Below are 22199 nucleotides of genomic sequence, written 5' to 3'. Positions count from 1 at the left end.
TCCGGTTGATCTGACGGTTTTCCTGATGCGCGTCCACGTCCTGCTCTTTGACGCCGGTACGGATAGCGAAGGCATCCACTCGCTTGAAATCGCCGGTCGAACCGTGGTTCTGCTATTTGAGAACCCCGACGATGCCGAGCGTTATGCCGGCCTTCTGGAGGCCCAGGATTTTCCTGTTCCGACGGTGGAGGCCCTTGATCGGGAAGACGTGGATCTGTTCTGCCGTGAGGCCGGCTACGAGGCCCGGCTGATCGAGTCGGGCTTTGTGCCAAGCAATGACGAGGAGCGTCTGTTCATGGCGCCACCCCAGAGCAACCGCGATGTGAGCAACTGGAAGGACGACATGCTCTCGGACTCCCCGGTTTCGGATGACGGGGTGTCCGAGCAGCAGGCCGCGGAGCCGGCGCGCCAGGGACTGGAGACCGAACCGGAATCGAATCCTGAACTGGATGAGCTGCGTCGGCGCCTGGAGGGTCTGCTCTGAGCCATGGCCGTGTTCGACCCCGATCTGCAGCCCTCCAGCGACCGCGGCCACCTGCTCACTGAGCAGAGCAACCAGCGCAGTTCACGCCTCGATCAGCTCGACACCCTGGCTCTGGTGCAGTTGTTTGCGGACGAGGATCGTCGCCCCCAGGAAGCCGTCGCTGCGGTGGCCCCGGCCCTGGCCCAGGCGGTTGATGCCGTTGCCGATCGCCTCCGTGCCGGAGGCCGCCTCTTTTATCTGGGTGCCGGCACCTCCGGACGGCTGGGGGTGTTGGATGCCGCGGAATGTCCGCCCACCTTCTGCAGTGATCCCCAGCAGGTGCAAGGGGTACTCGCCGGTGGTTCCGCCGCGTTGCTGCGCAGCTCCGAAGGGCTTGAGGACATTGAGGCCGCAGGACGCGCGGATCTGGAGGAGCGGGGCTTCAGCACCAAGGACTGCCTGGTGGGCATCGCCGCCGGCGGCACCACCCCCTACGTGCGCGGTGGGCTGGCGTTCGCCAAAAGCATCGGAGCGCTTGCCATCGCCATGGCCTGTGTTCCGACGGAGCAGGCCCCTCTGCCCTGCGATATCGACATCCGCCTGCTCACAGGCCCTGAGCTGCTGACGGGATCCACCCGGATGAAGGCCGGAACCGCCACAAAACTGGCGTTGAACACCCTCTCCACCGCCGTGATGGTGAAGCTGGGCAAGGTCTACGGCAACCGCATGGTGGATGTGGCCGCCAGCAACAGCAAGCTGGTGGACCGGTCGCTGCGGATCATGCGTGATCTGGCTGGCGTGGAGCGGGAGCGGGGGCTGACGCTGCTGGAGGAGGCAGGCGGATCGGTGAAACTCGCCCTGTTGATGGCCGCTGCAGGGTTGTCGGTGGACCAGGCCAAAGCTCTTCTGCAACAGCACGACCAGCAGCTGCGGCCTGCCTTGGCCGCCTGCGGCGCTCAGCTGGCGGAGGCCTGATCGAACGGTCCCCAATAGGGGGCGGTGAACAGATCGAGGTTGCACCGGGTCTGCGCCGGGACTTGATCTTTGGGGGTGATCAGGGCATTGGCGAGGGCTGTGTGGGCCGGCGAGGCGGGAGGGTCCTGCTTGAGCCGCTGCATCAATCCACTCAGGATCGGTTCGGTGGCGGAGGCATTGGCCTGAAGGTTGCCGATCACCATCTCCACCGAGACGGCGTCGTGATCCTCATGCCAGCAGTCGAAGTCGGTGACCATGCTCAGGGAGGCATAGGCCAGTTCGGCTTCCCGGGCCAGACGAGCTTCGGTGTGATTGGTCATCCCGATCACCGAACAGTCCCAGGAGCGGTACAGCTTGCTTTCGGCCCGGGTGGAAAAGGCTGGGCCCTCCATGCAGAGATAGGTGCCACCGCGGTGCAGCCGTCGACCCTCCGGCAACCCCTGTTCGGCGGCATCGGCTAATAGGGCACTCAAATTGGGGCAGAAGGGGTCCGCAAGGCTGACGTGGGCCACGCAGCCGTTGCCGAAGAAACTGGCGGGCCGATCACGGGTGCGGTCGATGAACTGATCGGGCACGACCATGTCGCGCGGCTGCAGATGCCCCTGCAACGACCCCACCGCCGAGAGCGAGATCAGCCAACGCACCCCTAGTGAACGCATCGCCCAGATGTTGGCCCGATAGGGCACTTCACTGGGAAGCAAATGGTGATGTTGGCCGTGGCGGGCCAGGAAGACGGTGTCGACGCCCTCGAGCTCTCCAAGGCGCAGTTGATCGGATGGTGCCCCGAAGGGTGTGTCGACCGTGCGTTCCTCCACCTGGCGCAAGCCGGGGATCGAATAGAGACCGCTGCCGCCGATCACACCGACGCGGGCTTGGGAGAGGTCGGGCATGGTCGGCGTCTCTTTACACTCCAATTTTGCTCGCGCCACCATGACCAAGGCCTTGATGGACACTGAAGCAGGCCTGATCGAGCTCGAGCTGTTCGAAGCCGATGCCCCGAACACCGTCGCCAACTTCGTGAAGCTGGCCAAGGATGGCTTCTACGACGGTCTGGCCTTTCACCGCGTGATCCCCGGCTTCATGGCCCAGGGTGGATGCCCCAACAGCCGTGAAGGAGCCCGCGGCATGGCTGGTACCGGTGGCCCCGGCTACCAGATTGATTGCGAGATCAACCAGCAGAAGCACCAGGCCGGCACCCTGGCCATGGCCCATGCCGGTCGCAACACCGGCGGCTCGCAGTTCTACATCTGCCATGAGGCCCAGCCTCACCTCGATGGCGTGCACACCGTGTTCGGCCACACCGGCAACATGGACGTGGTGCTGAAGCTGGCCAACGGCTCCAAGATCAACAAGGTGACGATCCAGGAAGGCTGATCAGCTTCGGGTCCAATGCAGCAGTGATGGGCCGTTTTCAAGCAGTCCGTCACTGCCCAGGTTGATCAATTCATTGAGTTGATGCTCCACCCGTTCAAGGTTTTGGGGCGGGTGCAGGGCCATCCGCTCGGTGGGAACGCGCATCAGACCCACCCGTTCGGTGGCTGCCAGTGCCGCCAGATTCTTGAGCAGGGGGGCTGCATCGGCGCCGTCGGGAATCAGTTTCCAGACGAATTGCGGTCGATCCCACAGCGCTAACAAGCGAGGTTCATGCAGGGCCTCAAGGCTGAAGCCATGGCGCTGGGCGATGGCCTCCACCTCCTGACGAATGGTGGGCCAGCTTTCGGGGCCCACGTTCACTGCCAGGGCCAGCACCACACAGGGACTCTCGGATTCGAACAGATGCCCGAGCTTTTCCCGCTTGGCCGCCAGGTAGTCGGCGTTGTGGGCGCCGGGGTCCATCACCAGCGGCACCCGCTCCTCCACCTGCAGGCCATAGCCGCCGAGGCCGGCGATCTTGCGGGGGTTGTTGGTGAGCAACCGCAGCCGGTGGATGCCGAGGTCGGAGAGGATCTGCGCCCCGACGCCGTAGTTGCGCAGATCCGCCGGGAAGCCAAGCCGCTCGTTGGCTTCAACGGTGTCAAGTCCGGCTTCCTGGAGGCTGTAGGCCTTCAACTTGTTGATCAGGCCAATGCCCCGCCCTTCCTGGCGCAGATAAACGACCACACCCTCGCCTTCCGCTTCGATCTGGTGCAGGGCCGCCTCCAGCTGGGGCCGGCAATCGCAGCGCAGTGAGCCGAAGGCATCTCCGGTGAGGCATTCGGAATGCATGCGCACCAGCACGGGCTCGCTCAGGGCATTGGGCTCACCTTTGATCAGGGCAACGTGTTCGGAGCCATCCAGTTCGTTGCGGTAGCCCACTGCCTGAAAATTGCCGAAACGGCTGGGCATCTGGGCCTGGGCCATGCGGCGAACGAAGCGCTCGTTCTCCAGCCGGTAACGGATCAGGTCAGCAATGCTGATCAGCTTCAGCCCCCAGCGATCGGCGTAGCTGCGCAGCTCCGGCAAGCGGGCCATGGAGCCATCGCTGTTCTGGATTTCACAGATCACTCCGGAAGGGCTAAGGCCCGCCAGCTGTGCCAGATCCACGGCGGCTTCGGTGTGGCCGGCCCGTTTCAGCACGCCGCCGGGGCGGGCGCGCAGGGGAAAGATGTGCCCAGGGCGGCGCAGTTCCGCTGGCCGCGTGGCTGGGTTGAGGGCCACCTGAATCGTGGCGGCGCGGTCTTCTGCGGAGATTCCGGTGGTCACCCCATGCTCGATGCCGGCATCGATGCTCACGGTGAAGGCCGTTTCGTTGGCATCGGTGTTGCGGTCCACCATCAGCGGTAGATCCAGTTCGTCCAGCCGCTGCCCCTCCATGGCGAGACAGATCAGGCCCCGTGCCTCGGTGGCCATGAAGTTGATCGCTTCCGGGGTGGCGAACTGGGCCGCGCAGATCAGATCGCCTTCGTTCTCCCGTTGTTCGTCGTCCACCACGACAACGCATTCCCCACTGCGAATCGCCGCCAGCGCGTCGCTGATGGCATCAAATGCGATGGGTTCATTCGCGGGGTCAAGGGAACTGGGGTTCAGGAGCCTGGTCGCTGGGAGATGCCTTCATTATTGATCTCTGTACGATCGATCGTTGGCTGGTTGGTTCAATGGCAGGCAGGACAACGTCGGCGGTTGAAGCGATGGCAACGGTGAAGGGCGGACGGGTTGCTGTGATCGGCGCCTCCGGCTACGGCGGCCTGCAGACCATCCGCCTGCTCCAGGGCCACCCCGGATTGTCTGTGAGTTTCCTTGGAGGTGAACGCAGTGCTGGTCAACGCTGGAGCTCCGTTTGTTCCTTCCTGCCGCTGCCGGATGACCCCAAGGTGGAATCGGCGGATCCGGATCGGATCGCGGCCTGTTCCGATTTCGCTGTTCTGAGCCTCCCCAACGGCCTGGCCTGTCAGTTGGCACCGCAACTGCTGGAGCGGGGTGTGCGGGTGGTGGATCTCTCCGCCGACTTCCGCTACCGCTCTCTGGAGCAGTGGCTGCAAGTGTATGCCAAGGAAGCCGGCTCCCTTAACCGTCAGGACGCTGAGCTCTGCAGCAGTGCCGTCTACGGCCTGCCGGAATGGAACGGCCCCGCCATCGCTGACGCGAAGCTTGTCGCCGCTCCCGGTTGCTTCCCCACCGCCAGCCTGATGCCCCTGCTGCCCTTCCTCAAGCAGGGCCTGATCGAGACCAGCGGCATCATCATTGACGCCAAGACGGGCACCTCCGGGGGCGGCCGCGTGCCGAAGGAGGCGATGCTGCTGGCGGAGGCCTCGGAATCGATCGCGCCCTACGGCGTGATCGGCCATCGCCACACGTCCGAGATCGAGCAGATGGCGATGGAGGTGGCTGGTCAGGACATCCGCCTTCAGTTCACGCCGCACCTGGTGCCGATGGTGCGCGGACTGCTCTCCACGGTCTATGCCCGCCTGCGCGACCCCGGTCTCACTGCCGAGGACTGCACCACTGTTCTGGAGGCGATCTACCGCCACCACCCTTGCGTTCAAGTTCTGCCGGTGGGCACCTACCCGGCCACCAAGTGGGCCCGCCACACGAACCGTGCGTTGCTGTCGGTTCAAGTGGACACCCGAACCGGTCAGCTTGTGTTGATGAGTGCCATCGACAACCTGATCAAGGGTCAGGCCGGGCAGGGCGTGCAGTGCCTCAATCTGATGGCAGGCCTCGCTCCAGAGACGGGGCTTCCCCTGCAGTCGTTCTATCCCTGACGCCAGGTCGGCTTCAGCTCAGCCAATGCCCTGGGAAGAAGCAGGTGTTCCTGTTCCTGAATCCGTTGGGCGAGCCTGACATGGTCATCCCCATCAAGAACGGGAACGGCGGCCTGGGCCAGGATCGGGCCGGCATCCAGTTCCTCGGTGACGATGTGCACCGTGCAGCCGGTGACCTTTACCCCGGCCTGTAGTGCCTGCCCGATGGCATCCATGCCACGGAAGCTGGGCAGCAGTGAGGGATGGATGTTGATCAGACGATCGGAATAGCCGCTGACCAGCACCTCGGTGACGATTCGCATCCACCCCGCCATCACCACCAGCTCCACCTGGTCGGCGCGAAACAGGCGCACCAGTTCGCCGTCCAGCTCGTGCCGGTCCTTGATCCGGCGATGGTCGAGCACCGATACGGGAATGCCGAGACGCTCCGCCCGCTGCTGGGCACCACAGCCCGGATTGTTCACCACCAGCCGCTGGATCCGCGCGTTGAGATCCCCCGCCTGAATCGCCTGGACCAGGGCCTCGAAGTTGCTGCCGCTTCCAGATGCCATCACCCCCAGCTGCAGCGGGGCCTGGTCAGCTCGATTGTTGTGGCTAGGGTCTGTCAAAGCGGGGTCCGGTCCATGTCCCATCTCTCCATCCTGCCGACTGTCTTCACCGACCTCGAGCGTCTGGTCCAGGCCCTTTCTGATGAGGGCTTCACGGTGAAGCGATCGATCGAATTGAAGGGATTCGCGGACGACTCCCATGCCGTGGATGTGCTCGCGTTCCAAGGCTCTGCCATGCCCCTGGGCTGGACCCAGCGCGAGGACGGCACGATCGTGATGCATGGCGACATCCAACGGATCAGCCGCCAGCCGGGGCTTGAACAACGCTTGCAGCGGGTGACCCGTCGCTACGCCCTGCTCCATGCGATCGACCAGGTGCACCTTGGTCGCATGGGTTCCGCCGAGCTGATCCTGCAGACCAACTGACGTGTTCGAACCGGTTCAGGTCCGGCTCGATCTGAGCCATCCCCAAACACAGACCATTGCGGTGTCCATCAAATGGACACCGCAGAGCCAACGGCAGACCTTCCAACTGCCGGTGTGGACACCGGGGTCGTACACGGTGCGTGATCACGTCCAGCACCTGCACAGCCTGCAGCTGCTGGCCAACGGCGAGGAGCTTCCGGTGCGTCGGATGGCGCCGCACCAGTGGCTCTATGATCTGCCGGATCTGAGCCCGCTCACCCTCAACTATCAGCTTGAAGCCCGGGATCTGACCGTCCGCACCGGGTTGCTCGATCCTGATTTCGCGTCGCTCTGCCTCGCTGCTGTGGCGATGGACATCGACGGCTGCCGCTGGTCAACGCATCACGTTGTTGTTAAGGCTCCGGAGCACTGGAGTGTGCATCTGCCGCTGGAGACCAGCGCTGAGGGCTGGGTCGCTACCGATTTCGATGCCCTCGTGGACAGTCCGCTGCATGCGGGGCCGTTCCAGGCAGAACCCTTCATGGTGGAGGGCAAGAGCCATGAGCTGCTGCTGATCGGCACGCCCCCGATGGGTTGGCCGCCGAACTTCATCAGCGACATTGAGAAGGTGTGCAGCGCCACCTGTCGCTTGCTGGGAACCCCTCCTCCGGCGGGGGACCGCTACCAGCTGGTGCTTCAACTGCTCGATCAGGGCTATGGCGGTCTGGAACACGACCACAGTGCGGTTCTGCAGTTCAGCTGGTCGGCTCTAGCCAAGCCCAAGGGCTACCGGCAACTGTTGCAGCTGATCGGCCATGAATACCTGCACCAGTGGAATGTGCGGCGGCTGCGACCCATTGAGCTTCGCCCCTACGACTACGGGCAGGCGGTGATCACCGAAGGCCTCTGGTTTGCTGAGGGTATCACCAGTTACTTCGACCTCAGCCTGCCCCTGTTGGCGGGCTGTTCGGATCGGCCGACCCTGCTCAAGGATCTGGGTGAGGAGCTGTCCAGCGTGCTGATGTCACCCGGCTGTTCGATCCAGTCGCTCGCGGCCAGTGCCCGTGAGGCGTGGATCAAGCTGTACAAAGCGACGCCAGCCTCGCGGGACAGCCAGATCAGCTACTACCGCCTCGGTGCGGCCGTGGCTTTCTGTCTGGATGTGCGCCTGCGCCAGCGGGGCCACTCCATGGCTGCAATCCTGCGGGAGTTGTGGCAGGGTCCCGGCCGTCAGGCCCGTGGCTATAGCCGTGATCACATCAAGGCGGCAGTGGCTCCATGGGATGCCGATCTTGCAGCGGATCTGGATCAATGGCTGGATCAACCCGAGGCCCTTCCCCTGATCGATTGCGTGGAGGCTCTGGGGCTGCGTATGGACCCTGTGCCGCTCAAGCACCCCGACCATGGACTCACCCTCAAGGACGCTGAGGGCGCCGCTTTGATTCAGCGGGTGCGGCGCGACAGTCCCGGGCAGCGGGCTGGACTTGTGGTGGGCGATGAGCTGTTGGCGATCAATGGCTACCGGGTGCGACGAAGCAGTGACCTTTCCGTTCTGCTTGAGAAGCAGGAATGTGTGAACGTCACCTACGCACGCCGAAGCCTGATGAAGGAGACCCGTCTGTTTCCTGACACGGGTGTGGACCATTGGACGTTGGATTGGGATCCTGGGTGCACAACGGAACAACGGCAGTTGCGGGATCGATGGTTCGAGATCGTTTAAGCCTTTGCTTGAGCGGAGTGTTGAACCGCGTTGAGCAGCACCGGTCGGTCGCCATCAGCGGGGCTGCAGTGGTGGCTTTTGCTCTTGCACTGACCGGTTGGATGTTGATGGATCAAGGGGAGATCTCTCCTGTGGTGATTGAGCGTGGTCGCCAACGGCAGGACAACCCCTCCTCCTCGGTGCCATTACCGCCGAAATCGCGCTCCTGGCGATCGCCTCTTGCTCGGCAGTGTTCGGGTGTGGATACCACTTTACGGTCGCGTTTGAACCAGCTCGAGGCCCGCTCGGGTTCCTGGCGAGCCTTCGTGAAGATCGATCCCACCAATTTTGGTGAGCGTTACGACAAGGACGCCTACGGCCGCTTGATCGACGCCACGCCGAGGGTGGTGGTGCTGCACGAAACCGTTTACTCCCTTAGCTCCGCGTTGAACACCTTCATGACGCCCCATCCGCGGGATGAAGATCAGGTGAGTTACCACACGTTGGTGGGCCAAGATGGCCGCGTTCTGGATCTGGTGGATCCGTTGAGTCGGGCCTACGGCGCGGGTTATTCAGCCTTTCTGGGGGAGTGGGCGATCACCAACAAGAAGGTCAAGGGCTCCGTCAACAACTTCGCCTTGCACCTGAGCCTGGAAACTCCCCCATCGGGCGCGAATGCCTATGGCTCCCATTCGGGCTACACCACGCAGCAATACGACGCGCTGGCATTGGTCTTGTCCGGTTGGATCCGTTCCTTCAATCTGCCGCCGGCGGCGATCACCACCCATCGCCATGTGGATCTGGGCGGAGAACGGGGTGATCCGCGCAGTTTCGACTGGTCGAAACTGCAGACGCGACTCGCCGCCCTTGGGGACCTCTGCGTGAGCTGAGGCGTCGTTAGCGTTCTACCTCCTGTTCAGTGGGTTGTTGACAACGCTCCCCAGCGAAGATATCGATCGAATCATTGAAATGGCCTGGGAAGACCGCACTCCTTTCGAGGCGATTGAATTTCAATTCGGACTTTCCGAGCCGCAGGTGATCGCACTGATGCGCCAACAAATGAAAGCGTCGTCGTTCAAGCTCTGGCGCAAGCGGGTGAACGGACGCAAAACCAAACACGCAGCCACCAGCCGCTCCGATCGGTTCCGGGCGAGCTGTCACAAGTGATTGGGGCCTGCTTCGGTTCAGCGCAAAACGCCTCGCAGGATCCCTTCAACAAGGCCAGCCGGAATCATGCCCCGGGAGAAGCTTTTTGGTGCGTTGCGGTAGGTCGGGCCGGAGATCAGACCTGCAGCCACCTGGCCCATCACGCCGGCAAGAGGCTCAATGTCATTTGAGCGCTGGGCTGGTGTGGCGAAGGCCCTGACGCAGCCATAGAAATCCCTGGCGTCTTTGCATTGGGCTGCCACTTCGGCGTCCACCTGAGCAAGCGCTGCTGCTGGAAACAGCAGGCCAAATGCCAGCAGGTAAAGGAGTTGTTTCATCGATCTACCGTGCTGAATCGATGAAACAACAGCCATGGGGTCTTCCGCATCCCCCCAATGAGGGAGAGGCGGAGCTGCTGATCTCCCTCAACTGAGGGATGCGGAGAAGAGGGATTGGGTTGGGCCGCTTAAGCAGACAAGTCCCCTCCCTGGATGTTTAAACCGTGATGTCGGGATTCGGTTGGCGGCCGCCGTAAATCAACCCGTGCAGTTCAGGGTCCTGCATGTAGCCCAACACGCGCGCCGGGTAATCCAATTTCCCGTTGTGGAGATAGGTGAGGGTGGCGATCGCCTTGGCATCCAGGTAGGAGCGGCTCGCCTGCAACATCAAGCTCTTCGGCAAGCCAAGTGCCAACTTCAGCCTCTGGAATTTTGCCGCCAGCAGGGTGATGTTCATTTCGGGGTTTAGCAATTGATTGCGGGCCCAGGTGATCTCCTCCTGTGTTGGGTTCGCCGGCAGCCGGTTCTGATGGATCAGCTCCGAAACGCCGATCTGGGCTGGTCCATGGGTCTTCACCAGACCGGAATGGGCGATGAAGGGAAGGCTTTCCCCTGGCTTGGAGTGCTGAATTTCGTCGAAAAGTACGGCGGTGATCAGCATCGGATTCACCTGATGCGCCTTTGCCTGGCGCAGGATCACCGGTTTCAGCTCAAGCAGGCGATCCAGGGTCGATGCGCGCAGGGGTTGGAGTTGATCAACTCCGCTGGTGAACAGTTGGGCCAGCTGCGTCTGGGGACCGTGCACCCCGAAGCGCCGTTGCAGCAGCTTGAGTTCTTCGGGGGAGAAGTCTGTGGGCTCGAGCCTGTCTTCCACCACAAAAGGCACCTGATCACCAGGCTCAGCTATCGGCTGTGACCACTGACCCATGAGGCAGGCGCTCGCCACCGCTGTCACAAGAGCTGTTGTCCATCGCAATGGCTCAGCCATGGGGGATGGAAAAGGGGTCAGCGGAAGATGACATGAAACTAGCTGTGGTGTCCTTTCCCATGGGCATCCCGTCAGATTCTGGATACGTTCGGCAGGACTGCATTGTCCGCCAGGAATGAGCTTTCCGGATTTCAACGCTTCCGACGCTCATATTCAGTGGCAGAGGTTCTGCGATCTCAGCTGGTATCACGATGATCTGGGCGTCTGGCTCGACATCAGCCGGATGCATGTGAATGCGAGCGACCTGCAGCAGCTGCAGCCTCGGATGGACAAGGCCTTCGCTGCGATGCAGGAGTTGGAAGCTGGTGCCATCGCCAATCCCGATGAGCAGCGTCAGGTGGGTCACTACTGGCTGCGCACCCCCGAACTCGCCCCCTCCTCAGAGCTGCAGCAGCACATTTCCAGGGAAATTGACCTGATCGCCGCCTTTGGGCGCGATGTGATCAACGGAACGATCAAGGCCCCCAACGGCGAAGCCTTCACCGATGTCCTTTGGATTGGCATTGGCGGCAGTGGTCTTGGTCCCGCTTTGATGATCAAGGCTCTGCAGAACCCGGGCGAGGGACTTCCGTTCCATTTCTTCGACAACGTCGATCCCAATGGGATGAGCAACGTCCTGGCAGGGTTGGAGGGTCGTCTTGACCGCACGTTGGTGGTGACGGTGAGCAAGTCGGGGGGCACCCCTGAACCCCACCTCGGCATGGAGCAGGCTCGCCATCGCCTCGAGGCCGCTGGTGGTCAGTGGGCCGGTCAGGCCGTTGCCGTGACGATGCTTGAAAGCAAGCTGGATCAGCAGGCCCAGAAGGAAGGTTGGCTCAAGCGTTTCGACATGTTCGATTGGGTGGGAGGCCGCACCAGCATCACCAGTGCTGTGGGTCTGCTGCCCGGTGCCTTGATTGGCTCCAACATCCGTGACTTCCTCACCGGGGCATCCCAGATGGATGCCTCCACCCGAGCAGCGGATCTGCGCCGCAATCCAGCCGCTCTGATGGCCGCCTCCTGGTACGTGGCCGGTGGTGGTCGCGGTCAGCGCGACATGGTTGTTCTGCCCTACCGGGATCGTCTTGAGGTGTTCAGCCGTTACCTCCAGCAGCTGGTGATGGAATCCCTGGGCAAGCGCCTGGACCGTAACGGTGATGTGGTGCATCAGGGCATTGCTGTTTATGGCAACAAAGGCTCCACCGACCAGCACGCCTACGTGCAGCAACTGCGCGACGGTGTCGACAATTTCTTCGCCACCTTCATCGAGGTGCTCGAGGACGTGAGCGATATCCCCACGATTGGTGGTGAATGCCCCGGTGACTTCCTCGATGGTTTCCTGCAGGGCACCCGCTCAGCCCTAACCGAGGGTGGGCGCCAGAGCATGACGATCAGCATGCGTCGCTTTGATGCCAGGCGTCTTGGCGCCTTGATCGCTCTGTTCGAGCGTGCCGTCGGTCTCTACGGCGAACTGGTGAACATCAACGCCTACCACCAGCCGGGTGTGGAGGCCGGCAAGAAGGCTGCGGCGGCCATTCTTGACCTGCAAGGTCGTGTGGAAGCAATTCTGGCCGACGGTGTGGCCCGCTCCGCCGATGAGATCCGCCTGGCTCTCGGCGATGGCACCGACGAATCCATTTTCTGGATCCTGCGTCATCTCACCGGCAACCAGCGCGGCTTCAGTGCCCAGGGTGACTGGAGTCAGCCCGCCTCGATGCGCTTCAGCAAAGGCTGATCCCGCCTGGGATCAGGGCACCAGATTCACGAGTTTCCCGGGGACCACGATCACCCGACGGGGGGCTGCACCCTCCAACCATTTTTTGGCCACATCACTGGCCAGGGCGAGCCGTTCAAGCTCGTCCTTGCTGGCGGACGCAGGAACCTGCAGCTTGCCCCGCACCTTGCCCTTCACCTGGATCACCAGTTCAACGCTGTCCTGCACCAGAGCCGTTGGATCCAGAACCGGCCAGCTTTGACGGTGCACGCTGCCGCTTCCCCCCAGACGGCTCCAGAACTCTTCCGCCAGATGCGGCGCGAACGGAGCCAGCAGGCGAACCAGTCCGGAAAGTCCTTCTTGCAATACAGGTGCACTCAGGGCCTCGATGCCCGTGGAGCTGATGGCATTGGAGAGCTTCATCAACTCCGAGATTGCCGTGTTGAGCTGGATCTCATCACTGAGATCCTCGCTGACGGCTTCGATGGCCAGGTGCAGCGCCCGGCGAACGTCGCTGTCGGCCTCGCTCAAATCGGTCGACCGTTGCATCGGCTCGAGGGAGTTGATGTGGGCAGCACCGGACTCAACAAGGCGCCAAAGCCGTTGCAGGAAGCGGAACTGGCCCTCCACATCGGCGTCATCCCACTCCAGATCCTTCTCCGGCGGAGCCTTGAACAAGATGAACATGCGGGCTGTGTCCGCGCCGTAGCGATCAATCACCGCCGCGGGGTCAACGCCGTTGTACTTCGACTTCGACATCTTCTCGAACAACACCTCAAGCTTGTCGCCGGTGTTGGGGTCCCGTGGATCTTCGGGATCTGCCACGTCCGCTGGAGCGATGTACTTGCCGGTTGTCGCATTGCGGTAGGTGACTCCTTGCACCATGCCTTGGGTGAGGAGCCGTTCAAACGGTTCGTTGATGTCGATCAGGCCGCGATCCTTCAGCGCCTTGGTGAAGAAGCGTGCATAGAGCAGGTGCAGGATCGCGTGTTCGATGCCACCCACGTACTGCTTCACCGGCAACCAGCGGTTCACCGCCTCCTTGCTGAAGGGTTTCTCGGTGTTGTGGTGATCGGCGAAGCGCAGGAAATACCAGGAGGAACACATGAAGGTGTCCATGGTGTCGGTTTCCCGCTTGGCCGGCTTGCCGCAGCGGGGGCAGGCCACGTTGACCCAATCGCTCTGCTGGCTCAGGGGCGAACCGCCCTTGCCCGAGAGATCGATGCCTCGGGGCAGCTCCACCGGAAGGTCCTCACGCGGCACCGGAACAGCACCGCAGTCGTCGCAGTGGATGACGGGAATCGGGCAGCCCCAGTATCGCTGGCGTGAGATCAGCCAGTCGCGAAGGCGATAGGTGACCTTGCTGCGGGCCCAACCCTGCTCGGCGCCGTGGCCGGTGATGGCGCCCTTGGCTTTGCTGGAGGCGGTGCCATCGAAGCTGCCGGAGTTGACCAGTGTTCCGGCATCCGTCCAGGCCTGACCGGCCGCGATGGCTTCAGCAGCTCCCTCGGCGTCGATCACCTGCTGGATCGGCAGACCATTCGACTGGGCAAAGGCGATGTCGCGCTGGTCGTGGGCCGGTACGCCCATCACGGCGCCCGTGCCGTACTCCGCAAGTACGTAGTCGGCGATCCACACCGGCAGCACCGCCCCCGTCAGGGGGTTGATCACATGGCTGCCAATGGGCACTCCCCGTTTGGGCCTGTCATCACTGGTGCGTTCGATCGTGCTGAGACGAGCCACCTCCTTGCGGAAGGCTTCGACCGTCTCCTTCTGTTCTGCGCTGGTGAGGCTGTCCACCAGCTCGTTTTCCGGTGCCAGCACCACATAGCTCGCCCCAGCGAGGGTGTCGGGGCGGGTGGTGAAAACGGTGATCGTCTGATCCTTTGCCCCTTCAACGTTGAAGCTGATCTCGGCCCCTTCGGACCGGCCGATCCAGTTGGCCTGCATGGTGCGCACCCGTTCCGGCCAGCCCTTGAGGGCATCCAGGTCGTTGAGCAGCGGCTCGGCATAGTCGGTGATGCGCAGGAACCACTGGTTCAGCTGGCGTTGCTCCACCAGGGCTCCGGAGCGCCAGGAGCGGCCGTCACCATCCACCTGCTCATTGGCCAGCACGGTCTGGTCGACGGGATCCCAGTTGACGGTGGCGTTCTTGCGATAGGCCAGCCCTCCTTCGAGCAGTTCAAGGAACAGCCACTGGGTCCAGCGGTAGTAGTCGCTGTGGCAGGTCGCCTGCTCGCGGCTCCAATCGATCGAAAGGCCAAGGCGATCCAGCTGCGCCCGCATCTGATCGATGTTGCGGTCGGTCCACTCGCCCGGATCCACATTGCGTTCGATCGCCGCATTTTCCGCGGGGAGTCCGAAGGCATCCCAGCCCATCGGATGCAGCACGGCATGGCCGCGCATCCGTTGCACCCGGGCGATCACATCGGTGATCACGTAGTTGCGGACATGGCCCATGTGCAGGCTTCCCGAGGGATACGGGAACATCGACAGGGCAAAGAATCCGGGCTTCTCACCACCTTCTTCAGTGGTGTCCACCCCATCCGCCTTCCAGCTCTCCCGCCAGCGCTGCTCCAGCGCGGTGGGGTCGTAACGACCGGTCTGGGCACTGGCGTCGACGGCAGGGTTGGCAGCGTTCACGGAACCAGCGCTCGGCAAGGTTGCGATCGTGCCACATGCCTGGTGTTCAGCCGAGGGAGCGAATCACGCTGATCTGACGCCGGTTGATCAGTACAGGCCGGCTGGTGCCCGCTCGTTCGATTGCCAGAAATTCAGGGTCCTGCCAGATCAGACGCCCCTCGATGGGCTCCTGTCCAACCACTCCAATGCTGAGGGGAAGCTGTTCACGGATCCAGCTCTGCAGCAACCGAACCCCCGGAAGGCTTGGATCGAGTGGAGATGTCTCCATAGGATTCGGGGGCAATACCGGCCACGCATGCTGCAGTTCAGCAAATATCAGGGACTTGGCAACGACTTCCTGATCGTTGAAGGCCGGCAGGGACAACTGCCCGATGCCATCAGCAATCCCGATCCCGCCTGGGTACGGCACATCTGTGATCGGCGCTTCGGTGTGGGTGGCGATGGCTTGATCCTGGCGCTGCCTCCTAAGGCGGATGGAGAACTGCGGATGAGGATTCTCAATGCCGATGGCAGTGAGGCCGAAATGTGTGGCAACGGCATTCGCTGCCTGGCCCGCTACCTGGCCGATACCGACGGTGATGCCCCCGGCCGCCGCTGGGACATCGAAACTCTGGCGGGAATGATTCGCCCTGAACTGATGGCCGATGGCCAGTTGCGGGTGGACATGGGACCGCCCTTCCTCACCTCCGAAGGCATCCCCACAACCCTGATGCCTGAAGACGGACTCCCTCAGGGGGTGCTGCTGCTGGAGGGAGAACAGCTGAAGGTGGCGGCCGTTGGCATGGGCAATCCCCATGTGGTGGTGCCTGTCGACGACCTGGCCAGCATTCCCTTCGATGCCTGGGGGGCTGCCCTGGAGGTGCATCCGGCCTTCCCGGCCAAAACCAATGTTCATTTCCTCCAGGTGCAGAGCCGTGAACGGTTGGAGATCCGGGTCTGGGAACGGGGTGCAGGCCCGACCCTGGCCTGCGGCACCGGTGCCTGCGCCACTCTGGTGGCGGCGGTGTTGCTGGGCCTCGCCGATGACTGCGCCGAGGTGGTGCTTCCCGGCGGTCCGCTGATGATTGAGTGGCGCGATCGCACCGGTTCCGTGCTGATGACGGGACCTGCCGAAGCGGTGTTTGACGGGGTGCTGACGCCCGATCTGGTGCCGGCAGGCTCCCCGATGGCGTCGACCAGCGAAGCCACTGCCGCTCCACCTGCGCGGACGGCTGCAGCCGATTTCGATTGCTCGAAGGATTGCGTTGATCAATGCCAGCGCCCTGACCACTGCCTCCGTGATGAAGCGCAGCAGAAGGTGCAGGCCTTCCTCAGCAGCACGTCCCTCGACTCGATGCTCAATCTCGCCAGTGAGTCCCTGGAGCAGCGCACCAAGGCGCGGTTTGAGCGTGGAACGCCCTGAGCTCTATCTGGATGCTGCTGCCACGACACCGCCCCTGCCGGCGGTGATCGTGGTGATGCAGCAGTTGCTGCAGACGGCCTGGGCCAACCCCAGCAGCCTTCATGGCGCCGGGTTGGCAGCAGCCGAGGCTCTGGAGCGGGCCCGTTGGCGCATCGCCGAGCGTTTTGCTGTCAGCCCTGATCAGTTGATCGTCACCTCAGGGGCGACGGAATCTGTGCACCTCGCCCTGCTTGGCAGTGCCGCAGGTCTTGCTCCGGGCCGTTTGGTGATCTCTGCGGTGGAGCATCCGGCGGTGGTCGCTGCCGCGCACCAACTCGAAGCCCTGGGCTGGAGCATTGCCGAATGGCCCGTTGATGGCCAGGGCGTTGTGCGACTCGACCAGCTCGATCGGTTGTTGTCCGCTCCAACCCGATTGGTTTCCCTGATCGCTGCCCAGGGCGAAGTGGGTGCACTCCAACCCATCAGCACGATCGCTCGGGCCTGCCGCGAGCGCGGCATCCTCATCCACAGTGATGCGACCCAGCTTGTGCCCCAGGGTTGCTTCGCCTTCGAGCGGCTCGGGGTTGATCTGCTGACCCTCTCGGCCCATAAGTTCCGAGGCCCCCGGGGCGTGGGACTGCTGATTCGGGCCCCGGGTGTGGAACTTTCACCGCTCCAGGGCGGTGGTGGCCAGGAGCACGGCCTGCGCTCCGGCACCGAACCGGTTGCGTTGGTGAGCGGCATGGCCGAAGCCCTGATGGTCCTCCCCAGCTTTGACCCCGTCAACCGGCCCGTTCCACCGGGCAGCTCAACCCAGATCCGTCGTCAACGGGATCAACTGCTCGAACGCCTGCTGGAGCTACCCCAGCTTCAGCTCTGCGGACCGTCACCCGATCAGCGTCTGCCGCATCACATCGCGCTGCTGGCAACCAGCGCTGACGGCCAGCCCTTGCCCGGACGCGATCTGGTGCGTCGGCTGGCGGCGGCGGGGGTGGCCTGCAGCAGTGGCAGTGCCTGCAGCAGTGGCAGCAGTGCCGACAGTGCTGTGCTCACGGCCATGGGCATTCCCTGGCCTGAACGTCAGTCGGGCCTGCGGTTGACCCTTGGTCCCTGGCTGTCGGATCGGGATCTCGACGCCGTTCCCGGCCGCTTTGCATCCGTGCTCGAGGCATTTTCCTGACATGATTTTGCGATGACTCAATCCGACGCTCCCTGTTTCGCCCTCCCCGCGGATCTGCTCGCGGCCGAGGAGGCGATGTTGCAAGCCGCCCTGGCGGCCGTTGGATCCGGCGATGGTCAACGTTGGTCCGCAAGCCTCCGCTTTGAGGGCCTGCGCCTGCTCCCGGTGGCGGTGCGGCTGGCCCGTGCACTGATCGCTGCTGGTCAGGATCTGTTGATGGTTTGGCCCGATGCCGGTGCTGCAGCCCTGGCCCGGCGCGATGCGGAGGACCTCAAGGAGGTGATCCTTGATTTCAATCAACTCAAACGTGCGAAGAGCGACGCCCCCGACACTCGCCTGCTGCTTGCGGTGAACCCCTCCCCAGCGGATTACGAGGAGTTCCAGGCCTTGTGTGAGAACCATGCAGGAGTGGTTCTGATGCTGAACGGGCGTCTCGAAGACGCCGCCGTGGGCATCGGCAGCGTGGCCCGGGAGCGCCGCAAGGGTTTCGTGGCCAGCTGGCAGCAGGCCTACTGGCTTCAGCCCTTGGAAGGAGGTGCGTTGATGCGCTGCTTTCCCGATGACTGGCGTCTCTATCGCCAGGATCCCGATGGTTACCGACAACTGGAGGTGCTGCCTGACCGTCCGGATCCCGACACCACAGCAGCGCTTCTGGCCGGAGAAGATCCCGACAGCATCAAGCAACAGCTCTCCGGGGTCGACCGCTTCCTTGATGGTCTGCGCAATTGAGCCGCGCCTTGCTTGATCCAGGCTCAGACTCTCTTTAAGGTTCGAACCCAGGCTCCCCTTCGATGGTGCTCAACAGGCTTCGATCCCTTTCACCCATCGATGCTGTGGCTGGAGTCGTCGCCCTGGCAGCTCTGGCAGGCGTGGTCTGGTCCCCCAAGCTCTCGAATGCGGTCGCCAGGGCCACGGGTGCCGTGAAGCCTGTGCAAGTCAGCGTTGATGTGGTGCGGCTGTACAGCGCTGATCCCGAGCAGCTGCTGAATTCAGTTCGGGAGGAAGCAGCACTCAACATCGTGATCCGCAATCAACCGGCCGGTCGGGTGAGCCTGGTGTCGGTGGATGACGTCACCAATTCCCTGACGGCGGTGCAGCCCGATGGTTCGGTCGTGGTCGCAGATGCCCCCGCCACCGCTCTGCCCCGCCATGCCCGGTTTGTGATGGAGGCCCAGGCCGAGATCAAACCCTCCGGTGTTGTGATCGGTGGCACCAAGCTCAAGGTGGGTGTGCCCGTTGAACTGGAGGGTCGTCTTTACCGCTTGAAAGGTGTTGTGAGCGGAGTGATGCCTCTTTGATTCGCTCTGCCCTGGTTTCCCTGCTGGTGCTGGCGCCCCAGTTGCCCGTCAGGGCAGCGCCTCCGCTCTTGGCACCACCTCCGGTGGTTCAACGTCAGGGCCAGGCCATGCTCAGCGGCGGTGCGCTTTGCCCGGCCCTGCAGACGGCCTTGGACTCAGCGGTGGGCACGGAAGAGCGGTTGTGGAGCGTCAGCGTTCTCGATCAACGCGGGCAGCTGCTGGCTGATCTGAATGGGGGGATACCCCGGATCCCGGCATCGAATCAGAAACTGGTCAGCACGGCCTTTGCCCTGGATCGCCTTGGCCCCGACTTCCGTCTGAAGACGCAGCTCTTGCGTCACCCCGATGGATCTCTGGAAATCGTTGGGGAAGGTGATCCCGACCTCAGCATTGCCGAGATCCAGAGGTTCGCCATGGTGGCTCTTGGCCAGGGCGGCTCCAGCAGCACCTCCAGCGTCTCCTCTGCGCCTGTTCAGCTGATGGTGCGCGAGGAACCGCGTCAGCGCTGGTGGCCTGCCGATTGGGATCCTGCGGATCGCTCCTATGCCTACGGCGCACCGATCACCCGCCTTGCCCTCACCAGCAATGCCCTCCACATGGCGGTGATGGATCCAGCGCAACGGCTGCAGCGGATCCTCAATTCCACCGTGCAGCAGCAGGGGGGGCAAATTCGCCTGCAGATGGTCGATCAGCAGACCCGGGAAGCGGCCCTCGCGCGGAGCAGGGGGGCAAGTGTGGTGCTGCACAGCGAGGATTCCGCGCCGATGCATGCCCTGCTCAGCCTGGCCAACACGGAGAGCCACAACTTCACTGCTGAGGTGCTGATGCGTGAGGCGGCGGATGTCTGGGATGTGAATCGTGCCTCCCTCGCCACCACCCGCTGGTTGCAAGCCCAGGGTGTGCCGATGACGGGACTTCGGCTCCGGGATGGCAGTGGACTGTCCCGAGGCAACCGGCTCACCAGTCGGTCGTTGTCTGTGTTGCTGTGGCGCATGGCGCAACATCCCCTGGCGGCCTACTACCAGGCCTCGATGGCGATTGCTGGCCAGAGGGGAACGCTGCGCAACTATTTCTGGGGCACGTCCCTTGAGGGTCATTTCTGGGGCAAGACCGGCACCCTCAGTGGTGTTCGGGCGATCTCAGGCATTCTTGAAACGACCAATGGCCCGCGGTACGTGAGCATGCTTGCCAACGGGGCGTACGCACCCAATTCCGTGATGGGCCAGATCCTGCTGGCGAGCCAGCGGATCAGCCGTTGCCCCGCATGGAGCGCAGCCGGGACGCTGCCCGCTGGGATCGACTGAACGGCACGGTTTTGGTGTCATCACCAGCGTTGGGGGCAGGAGTTGCTGAGCGGATCGTCTGGATCTTGGAGAGCTCCTGACGGCCTGCCATCACCACCTGAGCCATTTCCTTGAGGCGCACCTCCAGCTCACCCAGGGTCTGTTCGGCGTAACGGTTGGCACCGTCCTGAACGCCGGCGGCTTCCTGGCGGCTGCGTTGGATAAGCGACTCGCACTGCTGTTGGGTCTGCTGGCGGAACTGCAGCGCATCGTTGTGAATCCGCTCGGCTTCGTCCCGGCCTTCCTTCTGCAGGCGCAGGGCTTCCTGACGAATGGTCTCCAGATCCTGCAGCGCATGCTGGCGATTGGCTTCATGCTGTTCAGCGTGCTGTCTTTTGAGCTCAACGGCGTTGGCTTCGATCTGCTGGATCTGCTGATGAGCCTGTTGGCGGCTGGCTTCGAGTCGCTCGGCGTGTTGACGCTTCAGCTCAATCACTTCCTGATCCAGTTGCTGGCGACGCTCCAGGGCTTCCTGCTCAAGGTGCTGGCGGCGGGTGGCGAACTGCTGCTCTAACTGCGCCAGCTTGCCTTGCATCTCCTGCTCCAACGTCGCCCCCTGCTGTCGCGTTTTCTGGAGCAGCTGCTCACATTGCTGACGCGCCTGTTCACGCATCTCATTCACCTGCCGTTCCGCTTCCTGGCGGATCGCGGCGTTGTTCACCAGCTGTTCGCGTTGACGCTGGGCCTGCTCAACAATCTCTTCGGCGTTCCTGCGGGCGGTGTTGATGAACTCGTCCCGGCGATCCAGCAACTTGACGGCCCGCTCCAGCTCCTTCGGCAATTCATCGCGGACGGCATCCAGCAGCTCAACGGCATCGGTTTCGTTGACCAATCGTCCGCCGGTGAACGGCAGCCGACTGCCCTCCAGCACAACTTCCTCCAACTGATCGAGTTGATCGAGAACGGAGAACCGGACGTCGTTCATCTCAGCTGGCGGGGAAAGCCGAATTAAAGAGCCTGTTGAGGTCCTTCGCCACCTCTGGCGGAACCATGTGGTCGATCGATCCGCCGAAGCGGGCCACTTCCTTCACAACGGAGCTGCTGAGAAAGCTGTGGCGTGCTGTGGTGGCCATGAACACCGTCTCCAGATCGTCGGCCAGCGAGCGGTTGGTATGGGCGATCTGCAGTTCGTATTCGAAGTCACTCATCGCTCGCAGGCCCCTGAGGATCAGGTCGGCGCGATGGGTGACGGCACAGTTCACCGTGAGGCCATCGAAACTGATCACCTCCACGCCGGAGAGATGGCGCGTCGCCGTGCGGATCTGTTCGATCCGTTCGTCGACGCTGAACGCAGGCCGTTTGCTCGGATTGCTGAGCACCGCAACCACCACCTCGCCAAACAGGCTCACCGCCCGCTCGATCAGGTCCATATGACCATTGGTGAGAGGGTCGAAACTGCCGGGGTAAAGCGCCCGCATCGGGAATCAGCGATGGGCGGATCCTATGCAGCGGATCGCTGTTTAGATTTCAGCCAATGCATCTGTGCCATGAGCCTCGACGCCGACGCCAAGAAGGTCCTGCTTCGCAAGATCCCCCATGGACTCTTCATCTGCGGCGTGCGCAACGGCGATGAGGTGAACGGTTTCACGGCCAGCTGGGTGACCCAGGGCTCGTTCGAACCGCCCTTGGTGGTGATGGGCGTTCGGGCTGACAGCAGCAGCCACGCCATCATCGAGGCCACCGGCAAGTTCTCCCTCAACGTCCTGCGGGCCGATCAGAAAGATCTTGCAGCCGTTTTTTTCAAGCCCCAGAAGGCGCTCGGCGGTCGCTTTGAAGCGGCACCCTTCGAGGAAGGTGAACTTGGACTTCCTCTGCTCACCGATGCCGTCGGTGGTGTGGAGTGCGAGCTCGTGGGTTCGATCAAGCACGGTGACCACACCGTATTTGTGGGAGAAGTGAAAACGGCGCGTCTGATCGCCGATGGTGAGGCCCTCAACCTGGCCAGCACCGGCTGGAACTACGGCGGCTGAGCTGGCCC

General features: G+C 63.0%; 24 protein-coding genes. 15 read left to right on the top strand and 9 right to left on the bottom strand.

The window, feature by feature from the left end; all coding sequences use genetic code 11:
* Window positions 1-25: 25 nt before the first annotated feature.
* A complete protein-coding gene (locus SynA1562_RS06695; RefSeq protein ID WP_186493241.1) occupies window positions 26-484 on the top strand; it encodes a DUF3110 domain-containing protein in 459 nt (152 codons plus the stop codon).
* A 3-nt stretch (window positions 485-487) separates the two neighbouring features.
* Complete coding sequence (gene murQ, locus SynA1562_RS06690; RefSeq protein ID WP_186493240.1) at window positions 488-1438, top strand: N-acetylmuramic acid 6-phosphate etherase; 951 nt, start codon at window positions 488-490, stop codon at window positions 1436-1438.
* Here the strand turns inward: murQ and mtnP are convergent.
* On the bottom strand, window positions 1420-2370 hold the full coding sequence (mtnP, locus tag SynA1562_RS06685; RefSeq protein WP_370593165.1) for an S-methyl-5'-thioadenosine phosphorylase: 951 nt from the start codon (window positions 2368-2370) through the stop codon (window positions 1420-1422). The two genes, murQ and mtnP, sit on opposite strands and share 19 nt — an antisense overlap.
* Between mtnP and SynA1562_RS06680 the strand changes: the two genes are divergently transcribed.
* Window positions 2369-2812, top strand: a complete 444-nt coding sequence (locus SynA1562_RS06680; protein ID WP_114989232.1) for a peptidylprolyl isomerase — start codon at window positions 2369-2371, stop codon at window positions 2810-2812. The genes mtnP and SynA1562_RS06680 overlap by 2 nt on opposite strands.
* Here SynA1562_RS06680 and ribBA read toward each other — a convergent pair whose 3' ends face one another.
* Window positions 2813-4408 (bottom strand): bifunctional 3,4-dihydroxy-2-butanone-4-phosphate synthase/GTP cyclohydrolase II, encoded by a 1596-nt coding sequence (gene ribBA / locus SynA1562_RS06675; protein WP_186495341.1) that lies wholly within the window; start codon window positions 4406-4408, stop codon window positions 2813-2815.
* Window positions 4409-4545: 137 nt separating this feature from the next.
* Here ribBA and argC point away from each other — a divergent pair, with 137 nt between their 5' ends.
* Entirely contained in the window at window positions 4546-5619 is a 1074-nt protein-coding gene (gene argC / locus SynA1562_RS06670) for an N-acetyl-gamma-glutamyl-phosphate reductase (RefSeq protein WP_186495340.1), read from the top strand.
* Here argC and purN read toward each other — a convergent pair.
* Window positions 5610-6170: a phosphoribosylglycinamide formyltransferase gene (purN, locus tag SynA1562_RS06665; RefSeq protein WP_222929796.1), complete on the bottom strand. Its 561-nt coding sequence runs from the start codon at window positions 6168-6170 to the stop codon at window positions 5610-5612. The two genes, argC and purN, sit on opposite strands and share 10 nt — an antisense overlap.
* Window positions 6171-6242: 72 nt before the next feature.
* Between purN and SynA1562_RS06660 the strand changes: the two genes are divergently transcribed.
* Genes SynA1562_RS06660 through SynA1562_RS06645 form a run of 4 tightly spaced genes read left to right on the top strand, consistent with a single transcriptional unit; the run spans window position 6243 to window position 9438 of the window.
* Window positions 6243-6593: a DUF1257 domain-containing protein gene (locus tag SynA1562_RS06660; RefSeq protein WP_186493237.1), complete on the top strand. Its 351-nt coding sequence runs from the start codon at window positions 6243-6245 to the stop codon at window positions 6591-6593.
* 1 nt (window position 6594) lies between these two features.
* Window positions 6595-8292, top strand: a complete 1698-nt coding sequence (locus SynA1562_RS06655; protein ID WP_186493236.1) for a M61 family metallopeptidase — start codon at window positions 6595-6597, stop codon at window positions 8290-8292.
* Entirely contained in the window at window positions 8274-9161 is an 888-nt protein-coding gene (locus SynA1562_RS06650) for an N-acetylmuramoyl-L-alanine amidase (protein WP_186493235.1), read from the top strand. Before SynA1562_RS06655 ends, SynA1562_RS06650 begins: the two co-directional genes overlap by 19 nt.
* A gap of 37 nt (window positions 9162-9198) precedes the next feature.
* On the top strand, window positions 9199-9438 hold the full coding sequence (locus SynA1562_RS06645; RefSeq protein ID WP_186493234.1) for a TIGR03643 family protein: 240 nt from the start codon (window positions 9199-9201) through the stop codon (window positions 9436-9438).
* 17 nt (window positions 9439-9455) lie between these two features.
* Here SynA1562_RS06645 and SynA1562_RS06640 read toward each other — a convergent pair whose 3' ends face one another.
* Both SynA1562_RS06640 and SynA1562_RS06635 read right to left on the bottom strand, forming a co-directional pair.
* A complete protein-coding gene (locus SynA1562_RS06640; protein WP_255445573.1) occupies window positions 9456-9755 on the bottom strand; it encodes a hypothetical protein in 300 nt (99 codons plus the stop codon).
* Between the two features lie 157 nt (window positions 9756-9912).
* Window positions 9913-10683, bottom strand: a complete 771-nt coding sequence (locus SynA1562_RS06635; protein ID WP_186493232.1) for a helicase DnaB — start codon at window positions 10681-10683, stop codon at window positions 9913-9915.
* A gap of 115 nt (window positions 10684-10798) precedes the next feature.
* Here SynA1562_RS06635 and SynA1562_RS06630 point away from each other — a divergent pair, with 115 nt between their 5' ends.
* A complete protein-coding gene (locus SynA1562_RS06630; protein ID WP_186493231.1) occupies window positions 10799-12397 on the top strand; it encodes a glucose-6-phosphate isomerase in 1599 nt (532 codons plus the stop codon).
* Between the two features lie 12 nt (window positions 12398-12409).
* On the opposite strand, the gene leuS is transcribed toward SynA1562_RS06630, so the two are convergent.
* Both leuS and SynA1562_RS06620 read right to left on the bottom strand, forming a co-directional pair.
* Window positions 12410-15019, bottom strand: a complete 2610-nt coding sequence (gene leuS, locus SynA1562_RS06625) for a leucine--tRNA ligase (protein ID WP_186493230.1) — start codon at window positions 15017-15019, stop codon at window positions 12410-12412.
* Window positions 15020-15065: 46 nt separating this feature from the next.
* Window positions 15066-15287, bottom strand: coding sequence for a hypothetical protein (locus SynA1562_RS06620; protein WP_186493229.1), 222 nt, complete (start codon window positions 15285-15287; stop codon window positions 15066-15068).
* Window positions 15288-15314: 27 nt separating this feature from the next.
* Between SynA1562_RS06620 and dapF the strand changes: the two genes are divergently transcribed.
* From dapF to dacB, 5 genes are all read left to right on the top strand, one after another.
* A complete protein-coding gene (gene dapF / locus SynA1562_RS06615) occupies window positions 15315-16421 on the top strand; it encodes a diaminopimelate epimerase (RefSeq protein WP_186493228.1) in 1107 nt (368 codons plus the stop codon).
* Entirely contained in the window at window positions 16408-17580 is a 1173-nt protein-coding gene (locus SynA1562_RS06610; RefSeq protein WP_186493227.1) for a cysteine desulfurase family protein, read from the top strand. Before dapF ends, SynA1562_RS06610 begins: the two co-directional genes overlap by 14 nt.
* A 12-nt stretch (window positions 17581-17592) precedes the next feature.
* On the top strand, window positions 17593-18309 hold the full coding sequence (locus SynA1562_RS06605; protein WP_186493226.1) for a DUF1995 family protein: 717 nt from the start codon (window positions 17593-17595) through the stop codon (window positions 18307-18309).
* A gap of 62 nt (window positions 18310-18371) precedes the next feature.
* Window positions 18372-18878: a DUF4330 domain-containing protein gene (locus tag SynA1562_RS06600; protein WP_186493225.1), complete on the top strand. Its 507-nt coding sequence runs from the start codon at window positions 18372-18374 to the stop codon at window positions 18876-18878.
* Window positions 18875-20182 carry a D-alanyl-D-alanine carboxypeptidase/D-alanyl-D-alanine-endopeptidase gene (gene dacB / locus SynA1562_RS06595; protein ID WP_186493224.1) on the top strand — a complete coding sequence of 436 codons (1308 nt, stop codon included), beginning with the start codon at window positions 18875-18877 and terminating at the stop codon, window positions 20180-20182. The genes SynA1562_RS06600 and dacB overlap by 4 nt, the downstream gene beginning before the upstream one ends.
* Here the strand turns inward: dacB and SynA1562_RS06590 are convergent.
* Both SynA1562_RS06590 and coaD read right to left on the bottom strand, forming a co-directional pair.
* Window positions 20127-21146, bottom strand: coding sequence for a hypothetical protein (locus tag SynA1562_RS06590; RefSeq protein WP_186493223.1), 1020 nt, complete (start codon window positions 21144-21146; stop codon window positions 20127-20129). The genes dacB and SynA1562_RS06590 overlap by 56 nt on opposite strands.
* A gap of 1 nt (window position 21147) precedes the next feature.
* A complete protein-coding gene (coaD, locus tag SynA1562_RS06585) occupies window positions 21148-21639 on the bottom strand; it encodes a pantetheine-phosphate adenylyltransferase (protein WP_186493222.1) in 492 nt (163 codons plus the stop codon).
* Between the two features lie 69 nt (window positions 21640-21708).
* On the opposite strand from coaD, the gene SynA1562_RS06580 reads away from it, so the two are divergent.
* Window positions 21709-22191 carry a flavin reductase family protein gene (locus SynA1562_RS06580; RefSeq protein WP_115009275.1) on the top strand — a complete coding sequence of 161 codons (483 nt, stop codon included), beginning with the start codon at window positions 21709-21711 and terminating at the stop codon, window positions 22189-22191.
* Window positions 22192-22199 lie beyond the last annotated feature (8 nt).

It is taken from the genome of Synechococcus sp. A15-62 (assembly GCF_014280075.1).
Lineage (GTDB): Bacteria > Cyanobacteriota > Cyanobacteriia > PCC-6307 > Cyanobiaceae > Parasynechococcus.
Note: the sequence above shows the minus strand (reverse complement) of the source record. Positions and strands in the feature narration are given on the sequence as shown.

Excerpts from the sequence above, each read along its gene's own strand:
- purN (WP_222929796.1), bottom strand. The coding sequence starts at position 6,170 with ATGGCATCTGGAAGCGGCAGCAACTTCGAGGCCCTGGTCCAGGCGATT.
- SynA1562_RS06635 (WP_186493232.1), bottom strand. The coding sequence starts at position 10,683 with ATGGCTGAGCCATTGCGATGGACAACAGCTCTTGTGACAGCGGTGGCG.
- SynA1562_RS06660 (WP_186493237.1), top strand. The coding sequence starts at position 6,243 with ATGTCCCATCTCTCCATCCTGCCGACTGTCTTCACCGACCTCGAGCGT.
- dapF (WP_186493228.1), top strand. The coding sequence starts at position 15,315 with ATGCTGCAGTTCAGCAAATATCAGGGACTTGGCAACGACTTCCTGATC.
- murQ (WP_186493240.1), top strand. The coding sequence starts at position 488 with ATGGCCGTGTTCGACCCCGATCTGCAGCCCTCCAGCGACCGCGGCCAC.
- SynA1562_RS06580 (WP_115009275.1), top strand. The coding sequence starts at position 21,709 with ATGAGCCTCGACGCCGACGCCAAGAAGGTCCTGCTTCGCAAGATCCCC.
- argC (WP_186495340.1), top strand. The coding sequence starts at position 4,546 with ATGGCAACGGTGAAGGGCGGACGGGTTGCTGTGATCGGCGCCTCCGGC.
- SynA1562_RS06605 (WP_186493226.1), top strand. The coding sequence starts at position 17,593 with ATGACTCAATCCGACGCTCCCTGTTTCGCCCTCCCCGCGGATCTGCTC.
- SynA1562_RS06630 (WP_186493231.1), top strand. The coding sequence starts at position 10,799 with ATGAGCTTTCCGGATTTCAACGCTTCCGACGCTCATATTCAGTGGCAG.
- SynA1562_RS06650 (WP_186493235.1), top strand. The coding sequence starts at position 8,274 with ATGGTTCGAGATCGTTTAAGCCTTTGCTTGAGCGGAGTGTTGAACCGC.
- SynA1562_RS06680 (WP_114989232.1), top strand. The coding sequence starts at position 2,369 with ATGACCAAGGCCTTGATGGACACTGAAGCAGGCCTGATCGAGCTCGAG.
- SynA1562_RS06620 (WP_186493229.1), bottom strand. The coding sequence starts at position 15,287 with ATGGAGACATCTCCACTCGATCCAAGCCTTCCGGGGGTTCGGTTGCTG.
- SynA1562_RS06640 (WP_255445573.1), bottom strand. The coding sequence starts at position 9,755 with ATGAAACAACTCCTTTACCTGCTGGCATTTGGCCTGCTGTTTCCAGCA.
- SynA1562_RS06590 (WP_186493223.1), bottom strand. The coding sequence starts at position 21,146 with ATGAACGACGTCCGGTTCTCCGTTCTCGATCAACTCGATCAGTTGGAG.
- SynA1562_RS06600 (WP_186493225.1), top strand. The coding sequence starts at position 18,372 with ATGGTGCTCAACAGGCTTCGATCCCTTTCACCCATCGATGCTGTGGCT.
- coaD (WP_186493222.1), bottom strand. The coding sequence starts at position 21,639 with ATGCGGGCGCTTTACCCCGGCAGTTTCGACCCTCTCACCAATGGTCAT.
- SynA1562_RS06695 (WP_186493241.1), top strand. The coding sequence starts at position 26 with ATGCGCGTCCACGTCCTGCTCTTTGACGCCGGTACGGATAGCGAAGGC.
- mtnP (WP_370593165.1), bottom strand. The coding sequence starts at position 2,370 with ATGGTGGCGCGAGCAAAATTGGAGTGTAAAGAGACGCCGACCATGCCC.